At 37.0% G+C, this 25849-nt stretch carries 21 protein-coding genes and 2 rRNA genes (1 of these 23 only partly in view); 16 read left to right on the forward strand and 7 right to left on the reverse strand.

Annotated features, from left to right (window positions below; translation table 11 throughout):
* The first annotated feature begins 226 nt into the window (after positions 1–226).
* The 6 genes from FR7_RS10075 to FR7_RS10090 all read left to right on the forward strand — a co-directional run bounded on the left by FR7_RS10075 (position 227) and on the right by FR7_RS10090 (position 3814).
* A complete protein-coding gene (locus tag FR7_RS10075; RefSeq protein WP_007936629.1) occupies positions 227–685 on the forward strand; it encodes an OmpH family outer membrane protein in 459 nt (152 codons plus the stop codon).
* A 526-nt stretch (positions 686–1211) separates the two neighbouring features.
* Positions 1212–1541 (forward strand): hypothetical protein, encoded by a 330-nt coding sequence (locus FR7_RS10080; protein WP_007936631.1) that lies wholly within the window; start codon positions 1212–1214, stop codon positions 1539–1541.
* Positions 1542–1603: 62 nt separating this feature from the next.
* Entirely contained in the window at positions 1604–1867 is a 264-nt protein-coding gene (locus FR7_RS10085) for a sigma-70 family RNA polymerase sigma factor (RefSeq protein WP_081490005.1), read from the forward strand.
* A gap of 914 nt (positions 1868–2781) precedes the next feature.
* On the forward strand, positions 2782–2922 hold the full coding sequence (locus tag FR7_RS23830) for a hypothetical protein (RefSeq protein ID WP_007936635.1): 141 nt from the start codon (positions 2782–2784) through the stop codon (positions 2920–2922).
* 325 nt (positions 2923–3247) lie between these two features.
* The gene (locus tag FR7_RS23835; protein WP_007936638.1) at positions 3248–3418 is read left to right on the forward strand and encodes a hypothetical protein; all 171 of its coding nucleotides are present in this window, start codon (positions 3248–3250) and stop codon (positions 3416–3418) included.
* A gap of 45 nt (positions 3419–3463) precedes the next feature.
* On the forward strand, positions 3464–3814 hold the full coding sequence (locus tag FR7_RS10090) for an ASCH domain-containing protein (protein ID WP_007936640.1): 351 nt from the start codon (positions 3464–3466) through the stop codon (positions 3812–3814).
* A 49-nt stretch (positions 3815–3863) separates the two neighbouring features.
* Here FR7_RS10090 and FR7_RS10095 read toward each other — a convergent pair whose 3' ends face one another.
* A complete protein-coding gene (locus tag FR7_RS10095; protein WP_007936642.1) occupies positions 3864–4376 on the reverse strand; it encodes a hypothetical protein in 513 nt (170 codons plus the stop codon).
* Between the two features lie 224 nt (positions 4377–4600).
* Here FR7_RS10095 and FR7_RS10100 point away from each other — a divergent pair, with 224 nt between their 5' ends.
* A complete protein-coding gene (locus FR7_RS10100; protein WP_007936644.1) occupies positions 4601–6130 on the forward strand; it encodes a hypothetical protein in 1530 nt (509 codons plus the stop codon).
* Between the two features lie 62 nt (positions 6131–6192).
* Positions 6193–6537 (forward strand): hypothetical protein, encoded by a 345-nt coding sequence (locus tag FR7_RS10105; RefSeq protein WP_007936645.1) that lies wholly within the window; start codon positions 6193–6195, stop codon positions 6535–6537.
* 133 nt (positions 6538–6670) lie between these two features.
* On the opposite strand, the gene nadE is transcribed toward FR7_RS10105, so the two are convergent.
* Positions 6671–8575, reverse strand: a complete 1905-nt coding sequence (gene nadE / locus FR7_RS10110; protein WP_007936648.1) for an NAD(+) synthase — start codon at positions 8573–8575, stop codon at positions 6671–6673.
* Positions 8576–9042: 467 nt separating this feature from the next.
* On the opposite strand from nadE, the gene ybaK reads away from it, so the two are divergent.
* From ybaK to pckA, 4 genes are all read left to right on the forward strand, one after another.
* Positions 9043–9522 (forward strand): Cys-tRNA(Pro) deacylase, encoded by a 480-nt coding sequence (ybaK, locus tag FR7_RS10115; protein ID WP_007936650.1) that lies wholly within the window; start codon positions 9043–9045, stop codon positions 9520–9522.
* Between the two features lie 35 nt (positions 9523–9557).
* Positions 9558–10226: a B3/B4 domain-containing protein gene (locus tag FR7_RS10120; RefSeq protein WP_007936653.1), complete on the forward strand. Its 669-nt coding sequence runs from the start codon at positions 9558–9560 to the stop codon at positions 10224–10226.
* A gap of 55 nt (positions 10227–10281) precedes the next feature.
* Positions 10282–11787 (forward strand): threonine synthase, encoded by a 1506-nt coding sequence (gene thrC, locus FR7_RS10125; RefSeq protein WP_007936655.1) that lies wholly within the window; start codon positions 10282–10284, stop codon positions 11785–11787.
* 413 nt (positions 11788–12200) lie between these two features.
* A complete protein-coding gene (gene pckA, locus FR7_RS10130; protein ID WP_007936657.1) occupies positions 12201–13760 on the forward strand; it encodes a phosphoenolpyruvate carboxykinase (ATP) in 1560 nt (519 codons plus the stop codon).
* A gap of 36 nt (positions 13761–13796) precedes the next feature.
* Here the strand turns inward: pckA and ligD (FR7_RS10135) are convergent, their stop codons facing one another.
* From ligD (FR7_RS10135) to FR7_RS10155, 5 genes are all read right to left on the reverse strand, one after another.
* Complete coding sequence (ligD, locus tag FR7_RS10135; protein ID WP_007936659.1) at positions 13797–14726, reverse strand: non-homologous end-joining DNA ligase; 930 nt, start codon at positions 14724–14726, stop codon at positions 13797–13799.
* Complete coding sequence (gene ku / locus FR7_RS10140) at positions 14719–15537, reverse strand: non-homologous end joining protein Ku (protein ID WP_007936661.1); 819 nt, start codon at positions 15535–15537, stop codon at positions 14719–14721. Before ku ends, ligD (FR7_RS10135) begins: the two co-directional genes overlap by 8 nt.
* Positions 15538–15568: 31 nt before the next feature.
* On the reverse strand, positions 15569–16561 hold the full coding sequence (gene ligD / locus FR7_RS10145) for a non-homologous end-joining DNA ligase (RefSeq protein ID WP_007936663.1): 993 nt from the start codon (positions 16559–16561) through the stop codon (positions 15569–15571).
* 100 nt (positions 16562–16661) lie between these two features.
* On the reverse strand, positions 16662–18545 hold the full coding sequence (gene pepF / locus FR7_RS10150; RefSeq protein ID WP_007936666.1) for an oligoendopeptidase F: 1884 nt from the start codon (positions 18543–18545) through the stop codon (positions 16662–16664).
* Between the two features lie 90 nt (positions 18546–18635).
* Positions 18636–19415, reverse strand: a complete 780-nt coding sequence (locus tag FR7_RS10155; RefSeq protein WP_007936668.1) for an N-acetylmuramoyl-L-alanine amidase family protein — start codon at positions 19413–19415, stop codon at positions 18636–18638.
* 152 nt (positions 19416–19567) lie between these two features.
* On the opposite strand from FR7_RS10155, the gene FR7_RS10160 reads away from it, so the two are divergent.
* From FR7_RS10160 to FR7_RS10180, 4 genes are all read left to right on the forward strand, one after another.
* Complete coding sequence (locus FR7_RS10160; protein ID WP_007936670.1) at positions 19568–21340, forward strand: B12-binding domain-containing radical SAM protein; 1773 nt, start codon at positions 19568–19570, stop codon at positions 21338–21340.
* Positions 21330–22271, forward strand: a complete 942-nt coding sequence (gene mnmL, locus FR7_RS10165) for a tRNA modification radical SAM protein MnmL/YtqA (RefSeq protein WP_007936672.1) — start codon at positions 21330–21332, stop codon at positions 22269–22271. Before FR7_RS10160 ends, mnmL begins: the two co-directional genes overlap by 11 nt.
* A gap of 698 nt (positions 22272–22969) precedes the next feature.
* Positions 22970–24628, forward strand: a 16S ribosomal RNA gene (locus FR7_RS10170).
* Between the two features lie 461 nt (positions 24629–25089).
* A 23S ribosomal RNA gene (locus FR7_RS10180) occupies positions 25090–25849 on the forward strand; it runs 2173 nt beyond the window's last position.
* Together the 16S and 23S rRNA genes form the textbook arrangement of a ribosomal RNA operon.

Here is a 25849-nt window from a genome sequence, read left to right on the forward strand (position 1 = left end):
GTATAAACAGGGGAACAGAAAACATTCTGTAAGTGAATGACACTTCACATTGGCGCTCTAAATTGCTAAGACTATCAGCCAAATTTCTGTAGTTGGCAACAGAGGCTTTGACAAAAATACATATGGGATATGCACTGATCTATGTAAGTCAGATGACCAATTGTTCAGTTTCTTATTGAACAAATCATAATAAATGTCATTCTAATGACGGAAAAGAGGACCAGCGATGAAAATCAAAAGCAAACAATTGAAAAATATCTTTTTAGGAACTTTTTTACTCTTGAGTATAGTAACAATTGCTCAACCGAATACAACGTATGCCGCCTCAAAGAATAATGCTTCTCAAGTTGGAGTAGTGAATTATCAACTTTTAATCCAACAGCATCCTGATGCAGTTAAAGCTCAAGAAACAATGAATGCTGCAGTTGTGCAAGCAAAAAGCGATTTAGATTCCAAATCAGTCAATATGAATGACCAAGAGAAACAAGCGTACTATCAACAGCTTCAGCAAGGTCTTGCAATTAAAGAGAAAGAGTTGTTGGGATCCCTGCAAAATAAAGTAGATGCCGCTGTTGCAGCAATTGCTAAAGCTAAAGGTTTAGGAACTATAGTGGATAAAGGCAGTGTTGTTTATGGTGGGCAGGATATAACTGATGATGTAATGAAAAAGATCACAGGTAAATAATGGTGCCTTTTGGGGCTACGAATGCCTGAATCAGAGCTTGCTTAGCGAGTGTGTAAATAGTATGAAAACAAAGAGCCTATTGCATAGAAAAAACGAAATAGGCTCTTTTTTCATGCAAAAGGATATTTCATTATAAATGATGAGTCTAAGTCTACACCATAATCTAGTATTAAAATGGATTTAAAAAACCTAATGTTAATGTACAAGGTTACGTTGTGATTAATGTTTAAATGTTGGTAGTTCTGCTTTTGAAGTAACACAAATGTAGATAATCTGTAACAATATTGTTACATTTACATTGTATAATAAGATTATATAAATGACAATTCAGCCTTTTAAATACAAACACAGACTTATAAAGTCAGTTATTCCGCCTCATCAAGCTTAGAGCATGAATCTATGGTTTATGCATACTTTAATCTCATATTTTAATGAGATTAAAGTTGTGAAAGTAACTGATAAAGTAATGCTTGAGTAAAAATCAGGTCGTTTATAGATTGTACAAAATAAATAGGAGTGACTTCTTATGAATAATGTAGTAAAAAAAATGATTGTTTTTTCAATGGTAGGAATAATTCAGATTGGCTTTAGCACATCACTATTAGAAGCTTCACCATTACATAACAAATTAACCTCGCAACAACATGGCGGAGATCGGCATGGTCAACATGACAAAGATCAAGATCGCCGTGAACGAGAACGAATTGAAAATGAACGGCATGAACGTGAAATGAAAAGGCGTCCAAATGAAAATGATCGAGAATGGCATGAACGCCAGCGCCGTGAAAATGAACGGCATGAAGAAAACCTGAGAAGGATTGCTCATGATATTTTAGAGCTAATTCTTGATAAATAAGATGATTATCTGTTTAATTTTTTATAAACAGATAATATGAAAAAGGAAATGAGATTACATTAATTGATGTTTTAGGAACAGCACCTGATGTAGTAGCTGAGGCGGTAGAAACGCAATGCGAACATGAACGATTGAATAAACAAATTAATCGTTTGAGCAGCAGAGAAAAATGGGTATTGGAAATGCGGTTCGGTATGCCAAATGGTAATCGAAAAACGCAGAGAGATATCGCAAGGATGCTGGGGATTTCTCGCTCCTATGTCTCGCGAATTGAGAAGAAAGCTATCGGTAAATTAGGCAAAAGTCTGTCAGCAGAGGATAGCTAATACATTTAAAAGTAAGAATAAAAAAATTCACACTTAGATACTTATTTAGCAAATTAAGCTCTAAGTGTGAATGGTTGTTATAAAGAAAAAAATGGTATTTGTCTAAATACTCGCCGCTATATCCATCATCAATGTATCTTCTATGTGAAGTGCATTCATCGCTAATAAACGGCTGCGGCAAGAAGAAATTTGATCTGTTAGTGAATAAATAAAGCAGCTACTGAAGGAGAATACTTCAGTAGCTGCTTTATATTGCTGGTTACGATTATTGATAGAGTCTTTTGGATATCTCAAGTAGCTTAGTTATAGTAATGTTGAAAAAGCCGTAACGCATAGGTTATGTGGGAGGTGTGGGAAATGAATAAAGAGAAGAAAGGAAAGTATATAGTCCGGTAGCACGGTGTCAAAGATGAAAAAGATAGGATGTATCCTCCAGATCAATTGCCAAAAGATATGGCAGATTCAATTATAGATATAATTATAGAAGAAACGGCGATCATTAGAAGCAATAGCGATGTTAATTAATGTTTCAAAGAAAAAAACCACGTTTTATTGACGTGGTTGCAAAAGATAGGATTTGATCGAGTACTTTTAAGATTTAACAATCGGAAGAACAATCATCCGATGAGAAGCAGAATAATAAGATGATTATAATGATAATGACAACCCAATTACCACCACGTCCGTTGCCGTTCCCGCCAAAACCGAAACCCATAAGTATTCCTCCTTCTAGTAATTTATTCTTATAACGTAATGTATTGTATGCAGCTTAAACACAGGAGGTACCAATGCTGTTATAGAACATTATTATAATAAGAAAAGGGTAGATATTTTTGATTAAATTAGGATATTTCATTACGGATTGGCGCAATTGAGCTGTTGTTCTCATAGGATAATAGAAAGGAGATGATTAGATGAAGAAGACAACGAAACCACCCCATAAAACACAAGATGTCTCTTCTAAACAAGGAGAAAAAGGGAAAACAAAGGCTTCATGGCCAAATTCCAAAGTAAATACAACATCTTCAGCAGAGCCTAGACAACCTGAAAAATAAGTAATAGGGCGACACCTTGGAGGTGCCGTCTTCTTTGTAATTATTTCTATATCTTTATCATTTGAGTCTTGTATTGAGAAGAAAGCTATCGGTAAATTAGGCAAAAGTCTGTCAGCAGAGGATAGCTAATACATTCAAAAGTAAAGAATAAAAAAATTCACACTTTAGATACTTATTTAGCAAATTAAGCTCTAAGTGTAAATGATTATAAAAAGTTTATAAAGAAAAATGGCATTTATCTATTTTTAGTGTTCATTATGTTAAAATGCAGGAAAACAACATCTTTTGCCGAACCTTACACTAAAATGGTAGGAGGCGAGATAGTATGCCTAAGCAAGAAACTCTTAAGAGCTGTACAAAATGCCATCTAGGTAAGATGCATAAAATCAGTCTTAATGAGAGTTTTACTGATGATTGGAAATGTGATCAGTGTGGTTATACGGAAGGTAAGAGCCCTTTTGATATTATTATAGAAAATCAAACTGATAAGAATTAAATATATATTTAAGCAATGATACAAAATCGCTAAAGGAGAAGAGATATGTTTGCACTAAATTTTTTATCGCCTCATAATGAAAAATTATTGATGAATCGCCAAAAAAACGTTACGATTCGACTCGGTGATATTAGAGACACGTATCCGGAAAATTCTGTAGTTTGGCTTACTGTAGGAAAAAAAAATAGTGGCAAAAGAAGAATATATACAGCAATTATTGATAAAGCAATCACCAAGAAATTTTCGGAACTAACTACACAGGATCTAAGCCAGCAAAATCCTGATATAAAAACCGTAGAAGAACTAATCAACTTTTTTGAAATTATTTATGAAAAAACGATACATATTGAAGATACAGTAACTGTAATTTATTTTTCTGAAATTATTAAAGGATAATAAGAAAAGAAATCCTATTCACTTACATTAGCGAATAGGATTTCTTTTCTTAAGAATGAATCGTCTGAAAGATTTGAGTAATTTGCTCGCCGATCATAGAAGAAAAGGTATCAAGGACTGATAAAGCTTCTATGCCATCGGGTTTAGTTAAGGATTTATCAACAATACATGAGTTAGTTGCTGATGAAAAGGCCTTAAGATCTAAAGAAACATCTAGTGGATGTATGGTAAAAAGCATAACATAATTAACATGAGCTGCACTTGCGTATGTAGATAATAAATCAGGGGTAGCTGATGCCGTATTGGTAATGCCAGAACGGGCAAGATCGCGTAATACTGCATTTCCTGACTGCACTTCACTACCTAGAAATAAAGCATTAATTTTAAAACGAATCACTTCATTCAGTGCTTTGGTGAGAAAATCAGTTCCAGGGACATAATAGCCTGATGTGTCAACATATAGAGCGACAGCAATCATTGCATTATCATCAGGAGATGCTAAGCATAATGATACATTTAGTAGAAATATGACTAGAAAGAATAGGAGTGATTTTTTTAACATGATAACACCTCAATTTACTCAAAATCGCCAATTCACGAGGAACATTATAACATAATTCCGTATTCGTAGATATATTTAGAGACGATTAAAATGTAATTCTAATAATTGAAGAAATATCATTATGCTTTTTACTGGTTGAGCATCAGGAAAAATGTTATAATAACCTGTAATGTTTGCAATAACTGTTTGTGGAAGCTATGCTTTAAAGGAGAATTTTATACTTAATGAAAAAAAATGTGTATGATCAAGTACAAATTTTTTATGATGAAGCCGTTGTGTGGGAACCTATTATTCAGCAAGAATGGGTAGAAGGATTCTTACGCCAAAAGGCTTGGCAGGGAATTAGCGATGATAAGCTTAAAGATACATGGCATCAAATACAATTTTTCATTCTTTATTTAACTCATTTTAATAATGAGAACTTAGATGAAATCAGTTTGGAAGAATATAGTTTTATTGTTAAATGGTTAAGTGAAAATATAAGTGGTTTCAAAATAACATTAAAATCAGTTCGTCATTTTTTTAGTATTCTTATTGAATTTTATACGTATTTATATACCAAAAAGATGATCATGAATCTAGATAAAATCAAAGAAGCGGCACAAGAAATCAGTGGTGGCAAAAAGATAAATCTTCTTAAGTCTCAATCTATTATAGAAGGATTGAAGAGTATGGAAGATGTTAGTGATCATTTTGATGATAAAGTCCTTTTTGGTATCGTTATTGGTGAAGCCGTCGAGAGCCTAATGCTAAAACTGGGGAAATATTTTCAACAACAAGAGTTTACAGAGGATTTTGAACGTGCTTTATACTTATACACAGGCCCATTTGATAATGCAGCAGAAGAAGTGGAAGAGGATTTTTGGTTAGGATTTTGGGATTATTTTTTATTTGATTATCATTTATTAGAAAATGATTTAAAACCTTTAGAATATTTTAGTACCACCTGTGGTGAACGTCTCACTCCAGATGAATATAAAATTTTACAAAGCTTATTAGGATCTAGCTTTACAGTTTTTTATATAAACAAAATTATAAGTCAGGATTTGGTGGAATGTATTAATTTATTTACCAATGAGACATTCCAATTACCAACACCTGATTTTAATTATAAAATATTGAAAAATTTATTGTTTTTTGGACATATTTTTTCTCAAGGTTTAGTTATGATTAATTATGTTACAAGCTTAGAAGTTAGTATAAATCTTAGAAAACGCATTAAAGATGAGGTAATGCGACAAAATGAAATATTTATGATACAAGAGCCAAAAGCTACTTTAGTAGATTTTTTTAAGCGGCATGCGCTTGTTGTTCGACATACAATCAATATTTTGGTTACCCTTGCTAAAGTCAATGTGACGCCCTTGAGCCAATTAGAGCGTAGTTATCCGATCATTAAGGAAAAGCGCATAGCAAAGGAATCGGTAACGAGTTTATTGCATAATTTAGTAGTAGAATATGGACTTTCTCGCTTTGATGAACGGTTGCTTGAAAAAATGTGGTATGATTTTTGTCAATTGAGCGTTGTTAATGTGCGTAAACCTGAAAATTGGGCAGTTGGATTACTTTTAGCTTATGCCCAAATTAATGGCGTTATTAACATTGCAATGGATCAAGTTGCAGAAAAAAAGGGGATTTCACTAGCCAGTATCTATAAAATAAGGACGCAATTATTTGATGTATTGCAGTTGGAAAATTTTGATCCACGATATTTAAGTGAGGATGGATTTGTAATTTGTTTATTTGCAGAATAATATAGGTAGCGAATTCAATACCAATAGCAAAGGTGGAATCTTTGCTATGCTAGGAGGTAATCATGAAATGTAGCGTTTGTGGCGTTGAAATACAGCCAGATGAGCAGCTATGTTCTAAATGCAGCGAGTTAGAGCATAAAGTTCAAATACTGACGCCAGAGGAAAAACAGGATTTTGCAGGTCTTACTATTGAGCAAGATCCAGAAAAGCAATCTGCAGGATATAATGATTATCATGAAAACCAGCGAATTTATGTAAAACATGTAAATTTCAATATGGGGCAGACGGGCATGCTTACGAAAATAATCTTTGGTATCATTATTGCAGGATTATTAATTGTTGCGTTGCCTATCGCTCTCTTTATTATCAGTATAGTGATGTTTACCTTATATTTTATGCGTAAATAAAATATAAGGTAAACAATAAAAAAGGCTAGAGATTCTAATAGTTGCAACCTATTAGAATCTCTAGCCTTTTTACATGTGATCAAATGACTTTGAGGCTCGGATGTGATTCACACTGGACTGACCTAGCACTCCTTTATTCGTGCAATAGTCTTTCTTTTATTTGCTGATAATTCATAGTAAAATAGAATCCATTTTGAGCTTCGCGATGATCGAAACCATAAGCTCTTCGACTTACGGCTAAGACAGGAGGGGCTTGGATTCTTTTGGCAACAGCCATGCCAGTATAAAGTTTCCACCACTTTTCTAAATCGTTAATAAATTCCTGAGTGGTGGGAAACAAAGTAGCTACCAGACCTGATTGACAACCAAGTTTTTCTTCCAGCACACCTTGCTCGTACCAAAGCAGGATATCTTCAGGAGTTCTGCGATTCCAATGTTCCATAAAAGCTCTAAATAGATAATCATGATAAGGATAAATAATGGGATCCCCTTTACCTTCATCAACAGATTGATCAAAAGAAAGCTCGGCACTGGGAACAAGATCGATGATCTCTTGAGGAATTACTTCCTTCTTATAGACTTCATTGTTTAAAAAGCGGGCTAATTCATAGATTTGATATTTCCAGAGGTCCGATAAAGCAGCAAAAAATCCCCCTAAATCTCCATAGAGTGTAGAGTAGCCAACTGTCATTTCACTTTTATTAGCATTGCAGGTAAAGCCAGCTCCAAAAGCAGCAGCAACACCTGCCAGCACACGTGAAGAGCGATCACGCGCCTGAATATTTTCAATGACAAAAGGGCTTATTACTAAACTTTGTTTTTCTCCGCTCTTTAGATCAATAATAGGACTGTTGCTAAGTTGCTGTATCGTGTCATCAACAACTTTTTGTATTGGTATGATCGTATAGAGGCAACCTAGATTTTGTGCTAATTTTGCAGATAAATCCTGCGTTGTTTTTGAATTAAATATACTAGGCATATTTACTAGTAAGACATTTTCTGGTCCGAGGATTTTCGTGTAAAGAGCTGCGCTGACAGCTGAATCAATACCTCCAGAGGAGCCAATGACTACTTTTTTTATTCCAATTGAAGTTAAAAAGGACTTTGTACCATATGCAATGCTTTGATAAATAGTACGAATGCTCCGGTCATCATTTGGAATGGCAGAGGATGAGCATGTTACATTGTCTGCTGTAAGGTGTAAGTCAATACATGTTAAGGCAGAAGAAAAACTGGGGCAATATTCAATAATATCACCTTTATGATTATAAACAGTACTGCATCCATCAAAGGTATAAATCGTTTTTCCGTTATTTTGTATGCCTATATTATTGACATACACCAAAGGGGCATTTACGCTTTTTGCTTGAGCGGAGAAAATGCGGTTACGTTTGTTGTTTTTGCCAATGGTGTAAGGCGAACTTGAGATATTGACAAATAGATCAACAGGACCATTTTTCTGAAGGGCAGTGATTGGCTTTACGGCATAATCATCACTCCAGCCATCTTCACAGAGTAAACATCCAAGATTGAGTTTTTTATTGTCGATATCGATAGTTACAGGTTGTAAAAGCTGACTCACATTTAACTCTAATTCAATAGCCAGCTTACGTAAACTGTAAAAATGACGTGAATCATCAAATTCCCGATAATTAGGTTGCAGTGTTTTAATACGAAAGGGATAGGGGAAATTATCATTACCTAGAAGTCTGCCTTGGTATGCGATAAAACATGCATTATATTTGCGAATTCGACCATCATCATTTGCTCTTGCCCAATCCACGGCAATATTGCCAAAAATAATACAAATATCGCTAGAGGCTGCAATAATTTGTTGACCATAGGTTTCACAATCCTTTAAGAAGGTAAGTTGCTCCCATGTATCTCCTAAGAAATAACCTGGGATGGACATTTCAGGGAATATAATCATTTGGGATTTCTGCTGACGAGCTTGGTGAATTTGAGTGAGCATTGTTTTAGTATTGATATCTGGTCTGCCAGGAATAACTTCGATTTGTGCTAATGCTATTTTAAGCAAAGTTAGAACACCTCTTCTTTTTAAGTTGCTTATAGTTAAGTGATTTACGCTACAGCATACGGTTTTTAAAAAATCTCATTTTGTAAGGTATAGTAATTCTATATTAGACAGTGATATCCTGCCCAAATATAGGAAAAGAGAGATGCTTAAAATGATTTTTAAAGAAATATTTAAAAGTAAAGGCAGAATACGAATAAATAAGCAGGATTTTTGTACAACTATTTATAATTTATATAGTAAATAAGCATAGGTTTTAGAAGAATATAGTTGTAAATGAAAACGACTAAGTCTTATGCTTTAATTTGAGGCTTGCCATGGAACTGGTTTTCTTTTAAATACATTTTCTATCGTTATTGACAAGTAGAATTAAGAATACTATACTGTGTAAAATGTGAAATTTTTAATACCTAAAAAATATAGTAAATATATAATATACTTTACTATATTGAGTGAATGAGGGAGATCTTTTGAAGAAAACGAATGCTGCTCGTATTTTAGATGGATTAAAGATTAGTTATGAATTACGTGAATATAAAGTAGATGAGAGTGATCTAGGAGCGGAAAATGTTGCAAAAAAAATAGAAGTTCCATTAAGGCAGGTTTTTAAAACATTAGTCGTTAGTGGTGATAGAACAGGAGTAATTATGGCTTGCATACCTGGTGGTGCTGAGCTTAATTTAAAAGCATTGGCTGCAATTAGTGAAAATAAAAAAGTAGAGATGGCTCCTTTAAAAGATGTGCAAAAATTAACTGGATATATTCGAGGTGGTGTTTCACCTTTGGGAGGGAAAAAACAGTATCCAGTTTATATTGATAATAGTATGATAAAATGGCCGTATATTGCGATTAGTGCCGGAGTTAGAGGGTGTCAAATGTTGGTGTCTCCTAATGATTTAGTATCTGCAACAAAGGGCGAATTATGTGATATCGCTCGTGATATGGAGTAGTAATAATTTGTTTATTTTTCGCATGGAGGCGTATTATGAAGTTTGATATTCATGACAATGTAAAAACTGTTAACCCTAAATGTACGTTAGGCTATTTAGTAATTCGTAATATTGCAGTACATGGAACACCTCCTTCTTTGGCCCAAGAGTTTTTTCATTTACAAGTGGAGGCTGCTAAATTTTATAATATAGAAGAATTAATGGATATTCCTCCTATACTTGGTGTGAGGAGTATATATAAAAAAGTAGAATTTAATCCTTTAAGGCATAATGCTTTTTCAGAAGGTGTAGTCCGTCGTGTGATACAAAGAAAAGGAGCGGATTATGTAAATAGTACTGTGATGATTAATCAATATTGTGCGATCAAGTTTTTGTTGCCATTTGGTTTATATGATTTAGACAAGATTGATGGAGATATACGTTATGAACTAGGGGCAAAGGGAGTTTTGGTAAATCTGGATGGCAATCCTGTTGCTGGAGATGAAATACCATTTTTAGTCGACGCCAGAGGAGCATTCGGTAATTTTAGTTCCGATGCTTTTCGTACGAAGGTAACATTGGCAACGCGTAATATTTTGGTTGTAGTATACGCAGATGAAGAAGTAGAGACGGATGAACTTAACAATATACTTGACTTTACAAAGGATATGATTCTTTGCAATGATGGTGGAAATGTGGAAAAACAAGGGATTATTAAAGTATAAAAGATGATATGAGTAAATAAAAAAGGCTTTGCTTTAGAGGAAAGGGAGTTTGTTTATGTATCGTAGTACTCGTGGAAGTAATGATATATTATCTGCGGCTGAGGCCATAAAAAGAGGAATTGCTGCTGATGGTGGATTATTTGTGCCTACTGTTATGCCGAAAATTGATGACAAGTGGCTAGCTAAGCTGGTAAATCTCGACTACAAGGAACGAGCATTTGAGGTTTTAGGCTTATTTTTAACTGATTATAGTGAGGAAGAACTAAAAAACTGTATTGTTGCTGCTTATACTACTGAGAAGTTTGATGATGCCGCTATTGCGCCTGTTGCAGCGATTGATCATAATACTTTTGTACTTGAATTATGGCATGGGCCAACGAGCGCTTTCAAAGATATGGCATTACAAATTTTACCTCATTTAATGTCCAAAGCTTTGCGTAAAACCCAGGAAGACTCTGAAATCGTAATATTAACGGCAACATCGGGTGATACCGGAAAAGCAGCTTTAGAAGGATTTGCTAATGTTGATCAAATAAAAATAATTGTTTTTTATCCGGAAGAAGGGGTTAGTCCGATTCAACGTTTGCAGATGATTACTCAACAAGGAGGGAATGTTTCTGTTGTGGCTGTCAGAGGAAACTTTGATGATACACAGACTGGTGTAAAAGATATTTTTAATGATCCCTTCTTCAATGAGAATTTAGCTGCAAATGGCTTTCAGCTATCATCAGCTAATTCAATTAATTGGGGGCGATTAGCACCACAAATTGTATATTACTTTAGTGCGTATGCTGATTTGTTGGCTAAAGGTTGCTTGCAATTAGGGGAAGCCGTAAATTTTGTTGTACCTACCGGTAATTTCGGTAATCTATTAGCAGGTTATTATGCAAAAACAATGGGGCTGCCCATTGGAAAACTAATTTGTGCATCCAATAGCAATAATGTATTAACCGAATTTCTTAATCAAGGAATTTATAATAAATTGCGTACTTTTCATAAAACCCTGTCTCCTTCTATGGATATCTTGATTTCCAGCAATTTAGAGCGTTTGTTATATCACATTACAAATGCTGACACCGTACAAATCAAAAATTGGATGGAAGAACTTAATTGTAGTGGACAATATTGTGTAGACGAAAGGTATTTGGAGAGTATTAAGGATATTTTCTGGGCGGATTGGGTGGATGACGTAGAAACGGTAGAAAAGATTACAGAGGTTTTCAAAAAATATCAATATGTTGCTGATCCCCATACGGCAGTAGCTTGGCAAGTTGGAGAGCGATATCGCCAACAAACAGGAGATATGGCGCTGCAAGTTATTGTATCTACTGCCAGTCCGTTTAAGTTTAATGAGAGTGTGTTAGATGCAATTAGGGATTCAAAAGATAGCAATATCAATGATGAATTTTCTATGCTATATGAATTATCCCAGGTAAGCGGCTGGCCTGTACCTCCAGCCTTAGCAGCCTTGGAGAAGGCTCCTGTTTGCCATAGTATAGTATGTGATAAAGAAGAAATGTCTCTTGTAATAAAGGATATATTAGAAAAGAATAAAAGCTAAAGAGTATCTAGCTATAATAGACGCGCTTTTTAAAATTCATGCTAGTACATTAAAACATTGGATAAGTTTGCGGGCAGGGAGAAAAAGACTGTAAGATTACCATTGCTTTTAGGTGACGCAATGTGCTAGAGTGAGGAAGGGCTAAATTTAGGATAGATGGGGCTTATATGAGATGAAGTAGAACTTCCTTTGTTAAGTTGATCTTAGTATAAAGAGTAGCAGTCATGTTATTTGGGCGAAGTCCTGGTACAACGCAAAATAAAATAACATAGCTGCTGCTTTTTATTAAACTGTTGATTTCTTATGAATTATTTTTATCACAGAGAATAACAATAGAAAGTTATCCATATATTGTTATGGATAAAATAGTTTTTTACTATGTGAAAATAATTACATATGAGGGGGAGTATATCATGAAAAGCAGTAACATATTGCAAAGTGCAGCTCAAGTCCATTGGAATTTAACACCAACAGAGTTAGTTGAATGTTCCTTAAAGAGAAAAGAGGGAATATTAACGGAGAAGGGTGCCTTACGGGTAGCAACAGGTAAGTATACAGGGCGATCTCCTAATGACAAATTTATTGTAGATTCGCCATCTGTACATGATGATATAGACTGGAAAAATAATCGTGCATTTACCGTAGAGCAGTTTGAAAAATTATATAATCGTATGCTCGCGTATATGACAAATCGTGAACTGTTTGTGTTTGATGGATTTGCCGGAGCTGATGACAACTATCATACCAGTGTAAGATTTATTAATGAGTTTGCTTGGCAAAATCTATTTATTCACCAATTATTAGTGCGCCAAGATCAAATCAATCCAGATTTTAACCATGAGTTTCTCATTTGTTGTATACCTGGATTTAAAGCTGTACCAGATATTGATAAAACGAACTCCGAAGCATTTATTGTGATTAATTTTGAACAAAAAATAATTATAATTGGTGGGACCCATTATGCAGGGGAAATGAAAAAATCGATTTTTTCTGTTATGAATTACTTACTGCCTCGTCAGGGAATTTTATCAATGCATTGTTCGGCTAATATGGGGGATGGTGGGGAAACCGCATTGTTCTTTGGCTTAAGTGGTACAGGTAAGACGACGTTATCTGCAGATCCCAATCGGCAGCTCATTGGTGATGACGAGCATGGATGGAGTGATAGTGGCATATTTAATATTGAGGGCGGGTGTTATGCAAAGTGCATTGGTTTGCGACATGAAACAGAGCCGCAAATTTGGGATGCTATAAAATTTGGTGCTGTTCTGGAAAACGCTATCATAGATGATAAAAGCAGAATCGTGGATTTTGATGATCAATCCATTACAGAAAATACTCGGGTTGCATATCCTGTAAATTTTATTCCTAACGCCCGTATTCCAGGTTTAGGCGGTCATCCGAAAACGGTTGTATTCCTAACAGCAGATGCCTTTGGTGTTCTGCCGCCAATTTCTAAATTGAATAAAGAACAGGCTATGTATCACTTTCTATCAGGTTATACGAGTAAATTGGCTGGTACAGAATTGGGGATTACAAAACCGGAGGCTACATTTTCAGCCTGCTTTGGTGCACCTTTTTTACCCCTATCCCCCTTAATCTATGCAAATCTTTTAGGGAAAAAGTTGGAAAATCATAATACAAAGGTGTTTCTTATCAATACAGGATGGTCAGGTGGACCTTATGGAATAGGCAGCCGCATGAAATTATCGTATACCAGGGCCATGGTTACGGCGGCGATTGAAGGACAACTGGATGAGATTGGGTATGAACTTGATTCTATTTTCAATGTAGATATTCCTACGGCATGTCCAGGAGTACCGACCGAACTTCTCAAGCCTATTTATACCTGGCAGGATAAAGATGCTTATCTTTCCAAGGCAAAGGAATTGGCTCAATTATTTAATGAAAATATTTTGAAATTCGGCAGTTCTATTCCAGCAGAGGTGATTAGTGCTGGGCCAATTGTTTAAAGGTGAATTTATAAGGAAATGGTTTGAAATTCTATTTCAGACCATTTTCTTGATATTGAGGTTCGGCAGTGTCTGCTGAACCTCAAGAACAGGTGCAAACAAGTCACCCATTGTCTGGACTCTTTCTAATACTTGATCGGTAGTGAAAGAGAGCAGATCAGGAGCTTGTTGTAGATACGCTGCTTCTACTTCTTCCCAAGTCACTGGAGTAGATACGGTAGGGTACTTTTTTGCTCGTAGAGAGTAGACACAAACCGTCGTTTTATGATCGTCATTTTGGCTCCAGTCTATAAAAATTTTTCCTTTGCGCAAATCTTTTTTCATTTTAGATACGACAAGGGAAGGATTCTGTTGTTCTAATATTTTTGCGAGTGTATGGGCAAATTCTTTAGTTTGGGTATAGGTTATCGTCCGTGTATTAAGAGGTATATAGACTTGCATGCCTTTTGAACCAGATGTTTTAGGAAAGCTTTTAAGGTTATTTTCTAATAAAATCCTATGTAGCATAAGAGCTACCTCAGCGCAATGTACAATTGTTGCTGGGTGACCAGGATCGAGGTCGAAGACTAACATGGTAGGTCGGAGTATATCGTCAGAGCGTGATAAGGAAGTATGAAGTTCAATGGCAGCTAAATTGACAGCCCAGATCAGTGATGGCAGATCTTGGGCGAGACAAAAGTTGATGCTGCGTTTCTTGCTTTCACTCCACACCGGTACGGTTGATAACCAATTGGGGCGGAAGGATGGGCATTCTTTTTGATAAAAAAACTTTGCTGTTGCCCCATTAGGGTAACGCTTAAGAGTAAGTGGGCGACCTGTAAGGTGAGGAAGCAAAACAGGTGCAATACGGATATAGTAGTCAATTACTTGTGCCTTTGTAAAATTACTGGCAGTATAAAAAACTTTGTCTAAGTTGGAAAGCGCTACATTCAGTTTGTTAATTTCCATGACAGTCTGATTAGGCATGTGCTTTTTTCCTCCTGGTTTTAGTAGGCGTTTTCTTCTTTAAAGCCGATAAGCTTGCTTCCAGTGCTGCCATTAAATCAACGACTTTTCCACCTTGTTCGATAATCGGTTGCTGGGTAATCACTTGACCTTCTGCTTTACTTTCTATCATGGATAATAGCTTCTCTCTATATTCATTATGATATTTTTCAGGGGTAAAACTACTTGAAAGAGATTCAATTAGCTGTAATGCAATGCTAAGTTCTCGTTCATTTGGCTGATGCTCTTCAGTTGGCAGATCTTCTAAGTTTTCTTGAGAAATGATTTCATCGGAAAAGAACATGGTTGACAAAGTGATAACATTGTTAGTTGGACGAATGGCAGCAATATATTGCTTATTACGCAGGACAAAGCTGGCGATTGCTGTTTTTTGTGATTTTTTCATTGCAATCAGGAGGAGGGAGTAGGCTTTTTCCATCCCTTTATCGGGAGTAAGATAATAAGAATGTTCAAAGTAAATAGGATCAATTTGCTCTAAATCTACAAAGTCGGCAATTTCAATTCGACGCGAACTTTTTGGATACACGTTCTCCATTTCTTCTGGAGATAGGATGACATATTGTTCTGGTGAAACTTCAAAACCTTTGACAATCTCTTCTTTTGGCACTTCATTACCGTCATTGCTGCAAACACGCTTGAGTTTGATACGACAGCCGTCACTTTTACGTAGTTGATGAAATTGTAGTGTTTTCTTTTTAACAGCATTGAATAATTTGATTGGTATATTGACTAATCCAAAGCTGATCGTGCCACTCCACATCGGTCTGGCCATATTATACACTTCCTTTTTACGAATTAAATCGTTATAGAGTTCGTATTTTTGTTTCTTGTACTACATCATGGGCAGCTTTGTCATTTCGTAGACCTTTAAATGACGGATGACGAAGGGTGTTATTCGGTGTCCATTCTGTGAATTCAAATTCGCCGACTAAACGAGGCTCTACGAACACGGTCGTATTAGGAAATTCATTTGTGGTAAAAGGGCTAGTATTGCGATGCAGAGGAATAAGCAAGGTATGCAGGTTATGAAGTATATTTTTAGTAAAGCCTGTACCCACTTTTCCGGCATAAAGAAAGTGTTGCGGTTTATTTTCTTTTTTAGCTTCCTGGAGAGTCCTATCATAATAGCCTAATAGCAGGGAACCGATTCCTCCAGAACGTTGACCTTGACCAGGCAGCCAGCCACCAATTACTAATTCCTGACGGTACTGATTTTTTATTTTAAGCCAATCTTCATTGCGTGCTCCAGGAATATAGGTGCTGTTTAAGCGTTTAGCAATAATACCTTCTAGGTTTAAAGCAGAGGCTGCGGCTAGTATTTCTTTACCGCTGCCTTGTTGATAAGCTGGAGTCTGCCAATTGGCATCTGAAAGCTGCAAGCTTTCTAAAAGCGATCGGCGTTTTGTATAGGAAAGCTCTAATAGGGATTGGTTAAAGTAGAGAATATCGAAGATAATATAGGTTACAGGTGTTTCTAGCATTTTCCTATGGATAGCGGTAAGGGAACTAAGACCCATGCGTTGTTGTAAGATAGGAAAGGAAGGTAGGCCTTTCTTATCAAAAGTAATAATTTCTCCATCAAGTATAATTTTTTGCCCAGTTAATTTCTTTTTCAATTGCTGAAGTTCTGGATATTGATGTGTAATATCATTTAAATTGCGGCTTCTTATGGTTAATTGTTCTGCATTATAGTAAAGCATTGCACGGATTCCGTCCCACTTGATCTCAAAACTGTATTGAGCATCATCAAGTGGCAATTTAGCAGGTTTGGCTAACATAGGTTTAATTAATTGCATGAAATATCACCTCTATTATCATAGTATTTTTATATCATTGGTTGGCTATACTCTTAATAAAAAAAAGACTGGTTAACCAGTCTTTTTTATTATAACGTTTCTATTGTGTTAATAGCTTTTCCATTTGATCCAGCATGGTAGAGAAATTATTTAATGTTATTTCAATTGGTTTTGGTGAAGACATATCAACGCCAGCCTGCTTTAAAATATTGAGGGAGTAATCAGAACCACCGCTTTTTAGAAAATTAATATATTTTTCTTGAGCTGGCTGACCTTCCTTAAGTATTTTATCCGCTAAGGTTGTGGCAGCAGAATAGCCTGTAACATATTGATACACATAAAATTCTGAGTAAAAATGTGGAATTCTTGCCCACTCGATGTCTAATTCTTTGTCAACAACGATATTGGAACCATAGTAGGCTACGTTAAGATCATGCCATAACGTATCGAGACTATCTGCTGTGAGAGTTTCACCTTCTTCGGATATTTCATAAATCATTTTTTCAAATTCAGCAAACATAGTTTGACGGTAAACGGTAGCTCGTACTTGCTCTAAATACTGATTGATGAGATAGAGTTTTATGTTCTTATCTGTTGTGGTATTAAGCATATGATGTAATAGGAGTATTTCATTGGTAGTGGAAGCAACTTCGGCACAAAAAATCGTATAAGATGAAGTGGCATAAGGCTGATTTTCTTGACTGTAATAACTATGAATGGCATGCCCCATTTCATGAGCCAATGTTGAGGCATCATCATAGCGATTATTATAATTGAGTAATACAAAAGGGTGGGTTCCATAATTTCCCCAGGAATAGGCACCTGTCTGTTTTCCCTTATTTTCGTAAACATCGATCCATCCAGAAGTTAAGCCTTTATCTAGAATTTGGGCATATTCTGAACCTAGAGGCTTAAGAGCCGTACAAACTAGTTTCAACCCTTCCTCATAAGGAAAGGGGAAATTTACCTCTTTAACTAGGGGAGTATATAAATCATACATATGAATGTCAGTTAACTGCAGAAATTTCTTCTTAAGAGCGACATAACGATGCAAGGGGGCAAGATTCTTGCGGACAGTAGCTATTAAATTATCATACACCTCCGTTGGTACATTGTCACCCTTTAAAGCAGATTCCAATGTGGAGGAATAATTACGGGTCTTTGCATAAAAAACATTTTGTTTCACATTTCCACTTAATGTAGAAGCAAAGGTATTGCGGTAGTGGTTGTAAGTAGTAAACAAATTATTAAAAGCTTGTTGACGAACATTTCGGTCGCTGGAACGGATAAATAGACTATAACGTCCCTCGCTTAATTGTACCATTTGGCCTTGCTCATCGATTGTTTGTGGAAATTCCATATCTGCATGTGCTAACATATTAAAGGTATTTTCAGATGCTTGTGTAATGTCTGAAATCCTGGATAAGATGGCTTCTTCCTTAGGAGATAACACATGTTCTTTTTGTCTGGCAAGATTATCAAAGTAAAAACTATATTCCTTTAATCCGTCTTCCTGCTGACGAAATGTGGTTAATGTTTCATCAGGCAAAGCCAAAATTTCAGGTTCAATAAACGCAGTAGCTGCACCTGCTTCTGCCAGTAATGATTCTAGTTTTCCCGTCATCCCTTGATATTTGGTGTCCGATGTATTTTCATCTTTATGCATACGGGCAAAGGCATATAATCTGCCGCTGATTATACCAAGTTCATCCCGTTCTTTAAGGCACGCTAATAAATCTTGAGATGAGTTTTTTAATGTACCAGCATATTGAGTGATTTCTTTTAAACTGCTCTTTAAGGTATTAAAATCTTGCTGCCAAAGCTCATCGTTCGCATAAATATCTTCTAGATGCCATTTATATTGATCGGGTATTTCACTGCGAGGCGGCACATGGGAGGCTTCGTCAGTAGCGGCGCCACCGCTAGTATTGCTGTACTTAATTCTAGTAAGAGATAGTGGAAGGACTCGTAGCATTTTAAACATGTATACACTCCTTTGAATAATATAGATATAGTTGTATATATTAGCAAGATAGTTTAAGATTCCTGTATAGCATATGGAAAAATATCTTTCTTATACTTTATAAAAGTTTACGATGCCCTGAAAAATACTTTCAGCTATTTTCGTTCTACCATCAATACTCGATAGTAGAACTTCTTCCTCTGGGTTTGAAATAAAGGCTGCTTGGATTAAAATAGCGATCATTTTTGTATAGCGGATAACATAAAAACTTGCAAATCGAGATGAATGGTCTTTAGTTCCTAGCTCTGTTACTAAATTTTTCTGTACAAGAGCAGCTAATTTAATGGATTGGGGATCACCATAATGAAAAGTAGTGGTCCCTACAGCTGTGTTGCCGGTAAAGGAATCATTGTGTATACTGATGAAGATATCAGCATTTGAATCTTTGGCAATTTCTACTCGGGCAGCAAGTTCTTCTCCATCGGAAGCATCAGGCAAAGACACATTGCGATCACTGTCACGAGTCAGTACTACTGTTGCGCCATTGTTTTCTAGCATATCCCGCAAAAGTAATGTGATTGCTAATGTATTATCCTTTTCCATTGTTCCGGATGGACCAATAGCGCCAGGATCGTTTCCGCCATGCCCAGCATCAAGACAGATGATTTTGCCCAATAAACGTTGACTTTCGGGTTCATCGATTACTGGTGCAGGACGATCTAAAGATCCAGGGGCTACATAATTAGGGGAGTAAATATACACTAATTCATTGGCTGTGTCATAAGTGATCCGCCAATGAAGTGTTTGTGACATCGCTTTTAGTGTCATTAATAAGTCTCTACTAACTCGGACATTAACAGGTACTTTTTGTCCATCTATGACTATCCGCATTATGGCACCTTCCTTTAAAGGTTACTTTTATTTTATAGTATTCAAAACACATGCAGGTGGTGAATATTAAGGAAAGAAGAGCGTATAAAGGGGGAATAACCCATAAGTAGGAAACTTAATATTTGAATATATATATATGGAGTGATTAAATAGTGAAAGTAGTTTTATCAACGTTGAATGCGAAGTATATTCATTCATCATTAGCTTTGAAATATCTAAAAATGGCTTGTAACATAGTAAATTCTGAGATTGTGGTAAAAGAATATACAATTAATAATGATTTACTTGTTATCTTGAGTGATATCTATAGTGAAAAACCTGATATTATTGGGTTGTCCTGTTATATATGGAACATTGATATGACTTTGAAATTGGCTGGACTGCTTAAGAAAGTATTACCTAAAGTGGTTATTATATTGGGAGGACCAGAAGTATCTTATGATCCTTTGGATGTGATGAAAAGAAATATTGGGATTGATTATGTGGTGCAAGGAGAAGGAGAAGACACTCTTCGGGCGTTATTGACAGCACTAACCTCTAATACAACGATTCATACTATTGAAGGTTTGTCATTTCGGCAAAAGGAAGAAATTATTGTAGGCAAGCCGCAAATTATTGGAATTATAAATACAATACCCTTTCCTTATCGTGATAGTGATATGGAGCAGCTAAAAGATAAAATCATTTATTATGAAAGTGCCCGAGGATGTCCTTTTTCTTGTCAATATTGTCTATCAAGTGCTAGCTCAGGTGTACGTTTTTTAAATTTAGATCGTGTATACAAAGAATTAGAATTTTTTATTAGACATAATGTAAGGCAAGTCAAATTTGTTGATCGGACTTTTAATGCTAAGAAAGAACACTATTTACCTATATTACGTTTTTTAGCAACGCAAGATTGTCGTACTAATTTTCATTTTGAAATTGCTGTTGATCTTCTAGATGATGAGGTATTGACATTTTTAAAAGACGTACCTGTAGGAAGATTTCAATTTGAAATTGGTATTCAATCTACTTATGAACCTACACTTAATAAAATTTCTAGGCATAATAATTGGTCTAAAATCGTTGAAAATGTAACGGGTATTATTTCAAATCAAAATATACATGTACATTTAGACTTAATTGTAGGACTACCTTACGAAGGTTATATGCAGTTCGAGCAGTCATTTAATGATGTCTATCAACTAGGACCACATATGCTGCAAATCGGTTTTTTAAAAATGTTAAAAGGAGCTGGGCTTCGTAATATTGCCAATGAATGCGGCTACGTATTTTTGGATGAAGCACCTTATGAAGTATTAAGTAATGATAGTCTAACTTATGGGGAAGTAAGAAAGCTTAAAATAGTAGAAGAAGTTTTTAATCAGGTGTATAATACAGGGCGCTTCAAGTATACGTTAGATTTTTTAATTCGATTGCACGGCGGCAATGCTTTTCGTTTTTACCACGATTTATCCACCTATTGGGAAGAGGAACAGCTGCATTTAGTCGCTCATAGTAATAAGTCAATCTTTAAATACTTATTAGATTTTTGTTCGATTCACCATGAAAAAGAAATAAGCGTATGTCAGGAATTTTTAAAGTTTGATGCTCTTATGAGTGAGAAAGGCACAATACAACCAGAGTTTTTGTCTTGGAATCAAGATCAATGGATAGAAGAAAAGAATGAGTTTTGGCGCAATGCAAATGTGGTGCGTAACTACATACCTGATTATATCTTCACTACTTGGCGGGATCTTAAAAAGAAATATCGTATTGAAGTTTTTTCAATTGACCTACTGGAATACATAAAACAGCCAGGTAAGATTAGTTACAAGAAAAAGCCCATACTCTTTTCCTATGGACAGGATAATACTCAATATCAATATATTGCATGTGATGACTTTAAGAAAATTGAAGGGCGGGATTATCATGCGTTATAACGCTTATTCAGATTTTCTTCGCCAACGTTATGGTGAAAAGGTATATAAATTGCCTGTCAGTTTACCTGTTACTTGCCCTAATCGTGATGGCAGTTGTGGACAGGGAGGATGCGTATTTTGTGGCGAAATTGGTGCTGGATATGAAAACTTACCTGCTTCCATGACCGTAGCAATGCAAATTGCAGCAAATCGTGTTCATATTGCAGCCAAATATAAAGCAAAAAAATTTATTCCTTACTTTCAAAATTTTAGTAACACCTATCTGCCAGTGCAGCAGCTTGAGCAGTATGTTTATGAAGCTTGTCAGGAAGATGTAGTGAGTATTGCGTTGGCAACTCGACCAGATTGTGTGAATGATCAATATCTAGAAATGTTGTCAAAGATTAGCCAAGAAAAAAACATTGACTTTAGCATTGAATTGGGACTTCAAACCGTAAATTATCATTCCTTAAAGAAAGTAAATAGAGGACATACATTAGCCGAATTTCTGGATGCAACATTAAGGATTAAAAAGCATAATATTGAAGTTTGTGCTCATATCATATTGAATTTACCTTGGGATGATGAACTGGATGTAATTGAAAGTGCCAAAGTATTGTCAGCTATGGGAGTCAATCAGGTAAAGCTTCATGCATTGTATATTGTAAAAGATACAACAATGGCTGACTGGTATCAAAAAGGCGAAATAAATCTAATTTCAAAAGATGAATATGTAGAAAGAGTAGTAACCTTTTTAGAATATTTACATTCCGATATCGCAGTGCAGCGCTTAATCGGTCGAGCTCCAGAGAAAAACACTTTATTTACGAATTGGCAGACAGGTTGGTGGAAAATTCGTGATGATATTGAGAAGACATTGGTAGATCGCGATACTTGGCAAGGGAAGCGCTGTGATTATCTCAATGGTAGTGCTGTACAAAAATTTCTTTAAACTTATCTATCCATTTTTTTCTTTACAAGAAAAGCTTTCGTTGGTACAATAAGCCTTGTGACTTTAAAAATAGAGGTGTAAGTTAAGTACATGGAAAAATTAGAGCTGTTATCTCGTATTGGAAAATTGTCTTCGGTGTTACATAGTGATGATTTAGCTAAATATAATTTAGCTAATGAAAGCATAATTGAAATGAAGCGAGTATTAGATGAATTGAGTGAGATCTACATTACTACATATTGTTAATCTTGTAAAAATGTATAGTAATTGGCGAGAGGTATTGTCGCTAGAATTGTAATCTTAAGTCTAACGGATCATAACCTCCGCTAATATTTTTCTACATGAAAAATATTCATTCTAGTCGATTTACATTTACGTAATTAAGATGTATGCCTTCATTTAGAAGCCTAGTAATAACAGGACTATTTAAAGTTGTAAAATATTAAATAAAAAAGTTGACAATATGAAAGTGGTTATGTTATTATATAGAAGTTGCTTACGAGCGATGATGAACTTCCTGAAATAAAAGTCTTAGTGTATGTCATGTGTTCCTTGAAAACTAAACAATGTAAGTAAGGTTAAAATAAGCCAGATGTGCGGTACTCGTTTTGGAGTACAAAACAGTTGGTTCATGCAAATGAACTGACACAAACAATTTGTTTTTTAAAAGAGCCATCAAGGTTCTTCATAAATAAACTTTTATGGAGAGTTTGATCCTGGCTCAGGACGAACGCTGGCGGCGTGCCTAACACATGCAAGTCGAACGGTCTGGTATTCAACACTGAATATTTAGCAGTGTAGCCAAGCGTCAAGCGCGAAAGAAGAGAGCGCTTGACGCATTTAACAAGTGCCAACACAATAGCTGAAGATTGAGTGTTGAATATCAGATAGTGGCGAACGGGTGAGTAACGCGTAGACAACCTACCTTCTAGCTGGGGACAACACTGCGAAAGTGGTGCTAATACCGAATGTTGTATTTTGAGTGCATACTCAAAATACTAAAGGTGGCCTCTATTTATAAGCTATCACTAGAAGATGGGTCTGCGTCTGATTAGCTAGTTGGTGAGGTAACGGCTCACCAAGGCGACGATCAGTAGCCGGTCTGAGAGGATGAACGGCCACACTGGGACTGAGACACGGCCCAGACTCCTACGGGAGGCAGCAGTGGGGAATCTTCCGCAATGGACGAAAGTCTGACGGAGCAACGCCGCGTGAGTGAAGAAGGTTTTCGGATCGTAAAACTCTGTTTTCAGGGACGAATGTGTGGATTGTAAATAATGATCCATAATGACGGTACCTGACAAGAAAGCCACGGCTAACTACGTGCCAGCAGCCGCGGTAATACGTAGGTGGCAAGCGTTGTCCGGAATTATTGGGCGTAAAGCGCGCGCAGGTGGGATAATCAGTCTGATGTTAAAGTTCGGGGCTTAACCCCGTGAAGCATTGGATACTGTTATTCTTGAGTGCAGGAGAGGAAAGTGGAATTCCTAGTGTAGCGGTGAAATGCGTAGATATTAGGAGGAACACCAGTGGCGAAGGCGACTTTCTGGACTGTGTCTGACACTGAGGCGCGAAAGCCAGGGTAGTGAACGGGATTAGATACCCCGGTAATCCTGGCCGTAAACGATGGGTACTAGGTGTTGGGGGTATCGACCCCTCCAGTGCCGGAGTTAACGCAATAAGTACCCCGCCTGGGGAGTACGGCCGCAAGGTTGAAACTCAAAGGAATTGACGGGGGCCCGCACAAGCGGTGGAGTATGTGGTTTAATTCGACGCAACGCGAAGAACCTTACCAAGGCTTGACATCGTCTGATGACTCTAGAGATAGAGAGTTCTTCTTCGGAAGACAGATAGACAGGTGGTGCATGGCTGTCGTCAGCTCGTGTCGTGAGATGTTGGGTTAAGTCCCGCAACGAGCGCAACCCTTATCCTATGTTGCCAGCACGTAAAGGTGGGAACTCATGGGAGACTGCCGTGGATAACACGGAGGAAGGTGGGGATGACGTCAAGTCATCATGCCCCTTATGTCTTGGGCTACACACGTACTACAATGGGCTTAAATAGAGGGTAGCGAAGCCGCGAGGTGAAGCCAAACCCAAAAACAAGCTCTCAGTTCGGATTGCAGGCTGCAACTCGCCTGCATGAAGTCGGAATCGCTAGTAATCGCAGATCAGCATGCTGCGGTGAATACGTTCCCGGGCCTTGTACACACCGCCCGTCACACCACGAAAGTTGAGAGCACCCGAAGCCGGTGAGGTAACCAGCAATGGAACCAGCCGTCGAAGGTGAGATCAGTGATTGGGGTGAAGTCGTAACAAGGTAGCCGTATCGGAAGGTGCGGCTGGATCACCTCCTTTCTATGGAGATTTGAATTCTTGAAATACAGGATTCTAATCCAAGGTCGACACATCTGGTTGTTCACAATACTTACATTGCTTAGTTTTGAGGGAATACCAAAACATACCTGTTGAAGGAATTCAACGGATATGATAATATAGTAGATCCTCCTGTATCGCTGAATCAGCATTTGCTGGTAAGTGGTGCAGATGTTCTTTGAAAACTGCACAGAAGAAAGCAACGTAATAATTCTAATAGTAATATTAGGGTGATTACCGAGCATGTTAGGATTATTTGAAACATGTATATTCCTGTTTTTAAAAACTCGAATATACCACCAAGTAAAGGTTGGCAAGAAGCTGTCAGATGCTAGGAGCGACGAGGACACGAACGGAGTCGTACTTCTGTACGTCGTAGTAAGTGCCCGCAGGAGCGACAACGCAGATGATAGGTTATTGCAAACCGACTATTAGATTGATGAAGTCAAGCTAATAAGGGCATACGGTGGATGCCTTGGCGCCAAGAGCCGAAGAAGGACGGGGTAAGCTCCGAAAAGTCACGGGGAATCGCAAGCAGGTATTGATCCGTGAATATCCGAATGGGGAAACCCAACAATGGTAATGCATTGTTACCCATGGCTGAGACCATGAGGAGGGCACCTGGGGAACTGAAACATCTAAGTACCCAGAGGAAAAGTAATCAAGCGAGATTCCCTAAGTAGCGGCGAGCGAACGGGGAAGAGCCCAAACCGATTCAGTTTACTGATTCGGGGTTGAGGACCAGCATAATTCAAGTCAGGCTTAGTCGAACTACCTGGAAAGGTAGACCATAGGGGGTAACAGTCCCGTAGACGAAAAGCAGAGCAAGATGGCTGAGATCCAGAGTACCACGAGACACGTGAAACCTTGTGGGAAGCAGGGGGGACCACCCTCCAAGGCAAAATACTCCTTGGCGACCGATAGCGTATAGTACCGTGAGGGAAAGGTGAAAAGCACCCCGGGAGGGGAGTGAAAAAGAACCTGAAACCGTATGTCTACAAGCAGTCGAAGACCCTTATGTGGTCGACGGCGTGCCTATTGAAGAATGAACCGGCGAGTTACAGTAACTAGCGAGGTTAAGCAGAAGATGTGGAGCCGCAGCGAAAGCGAGTCTTAATAGGGCGATTAGTTAGTTGTTGTAGACCCGAAACCGCAGTGATCTATCCATGGCCAGGTTGAAGCGCAGGTAAAATTGCGTGGAGG

It is taken from the genome of Pelosinus fermentans DSM 17108 (assembly GCF_000271485.2).
In the GTDB taxonomy this organism is placed as follows: domain Bacteria; phylum Bacillota; class Negativicutes; order DSM-13327; family DSM-13327; genus Pelosinus; species Pelosinus fermentans.

What these genes read in the sequence shown, in the direction of transcription:
- FR7_RS10075 (WP_007936629.1), top strand. Translation starts at nt 227, where the DNA reads ATGAAAATCAAAAGCAAACAATTGAAAAATATCTTTTTAGGAACTTTT.
- FR7_RS10080 (WP_007936631.1), top strand. Translation starts at nt 1,212, where the DNA reads ATGAATAATGTAGTAAAAAAAATGATTGTTTTTTCAATGGTAGGAATA.
- FR7_RS23830 (WP_007936635.1), top strand. Translation starts at nt 2,782, where the DNA reads ATGAAGAAGACAACGAAACCACCCCATAAAACACAAGATGTCTCTTCT.
- FR7_RS23835 (WP_007936638.1), top strand. Translation starts at nt 3,248, where the DNA reads ATGCCTAAGCAAGAAACTCTTAAGAGCTGTACAAAATGCCATCTAGGT.
- FR7_RS10090 (WP_007936640.1), top strand. Translation starts at nt 3,464, where the DNA reads ATGTTTGCACTAAATTTTTTATCGCCTCATAATGAAAAATTATTGATG.
- FR7_RS10095 (WP_007936642.1), bottom strand. Translation starts at nt 4,376, where the DNA reads ATGTTAAAAAAATCACTCCTATTCTTTCTAGTCATATTTCTACTAAAT.
- FR7_RS10100 (WP_007936644.1), top strand. Translation starts at nt 4,601, where the DNA reads ATGAAAAAAAATGTGTATGATCAAGTACAAATTTTTTATGATGAAGCC.
- FR7_RS10105 (WP_007936645.1), top strand. Translation starts at nt 6,193, where the DNA reads ATGAAATGTAGCGTTTGTGGCGTTGAAATACAGCCAGATGAGCAGCTA.
- FR7_RS10120 (WP_007936653.1), top strand. Translation starts at nt 9,558, where the DNA reads ATGAAGTTTGATATTCATGACAATGTAAAAACTGTTAACCCTAAATGT.
- thrC (WP_007936655.1), top strand. Translation starts at nt 10,282, where the DNA reads ATGTATCGTAGTACTCGTGGAAGTAATGATATATTATCTGCGGCTGAG.
- pckA (WP_007936657.1), top strand. Translation starts at nt 12,201, where the DNA reads ATGAAAAGCAGTAACATATTGCAAAGTGCAGCTCAAGTCCATTGGAAT.
- ligD (WP_007936659.1), bottom strand. Translation starts at nt 14,726, where the DNA reads ATGCCTAATCAGACTGTCATGGAAATTAACAAACTGAATGTAGCGCTT.
- ku (WP_007936661.1), bottom strand. Translation starts at nt 15,537, where the DNA reads ATGGCCAGACCGATGTGGAGTGGCACGATCAGCTTTGGATTAGTCAAT.
- ligD (WP_007936663.1), bottom strand. Translation starts at nt 16,561, where the DNA reads ATGCAATTAATTAAACCTATGTTAGCCAAACCTGCTAAATTGCCACTT.
- pepF (WP_007936666.1), bottom strand. Translation starts at nt 18,545, where the DNA reads ATGTTTAAAATGCTACGAGTCCTTCCACTATCTCTTACTAGAATTAAG.
- FR7_RS10155 (WP_007936668.1), bottom strand. Translation starts at nt 19,415, where the DNA reads ATGCGGATAGTCATAGATGGACAAAAAGTACCTGTTAATGTCCGAGTT.
- mnmL (WP_007936672.1), top strand. Translation starts at nt 21,330, where the DNA reads ATGCGTTATAACGCTTATTCAGATTTTCTTCGCCAACGTTATGGTGAA.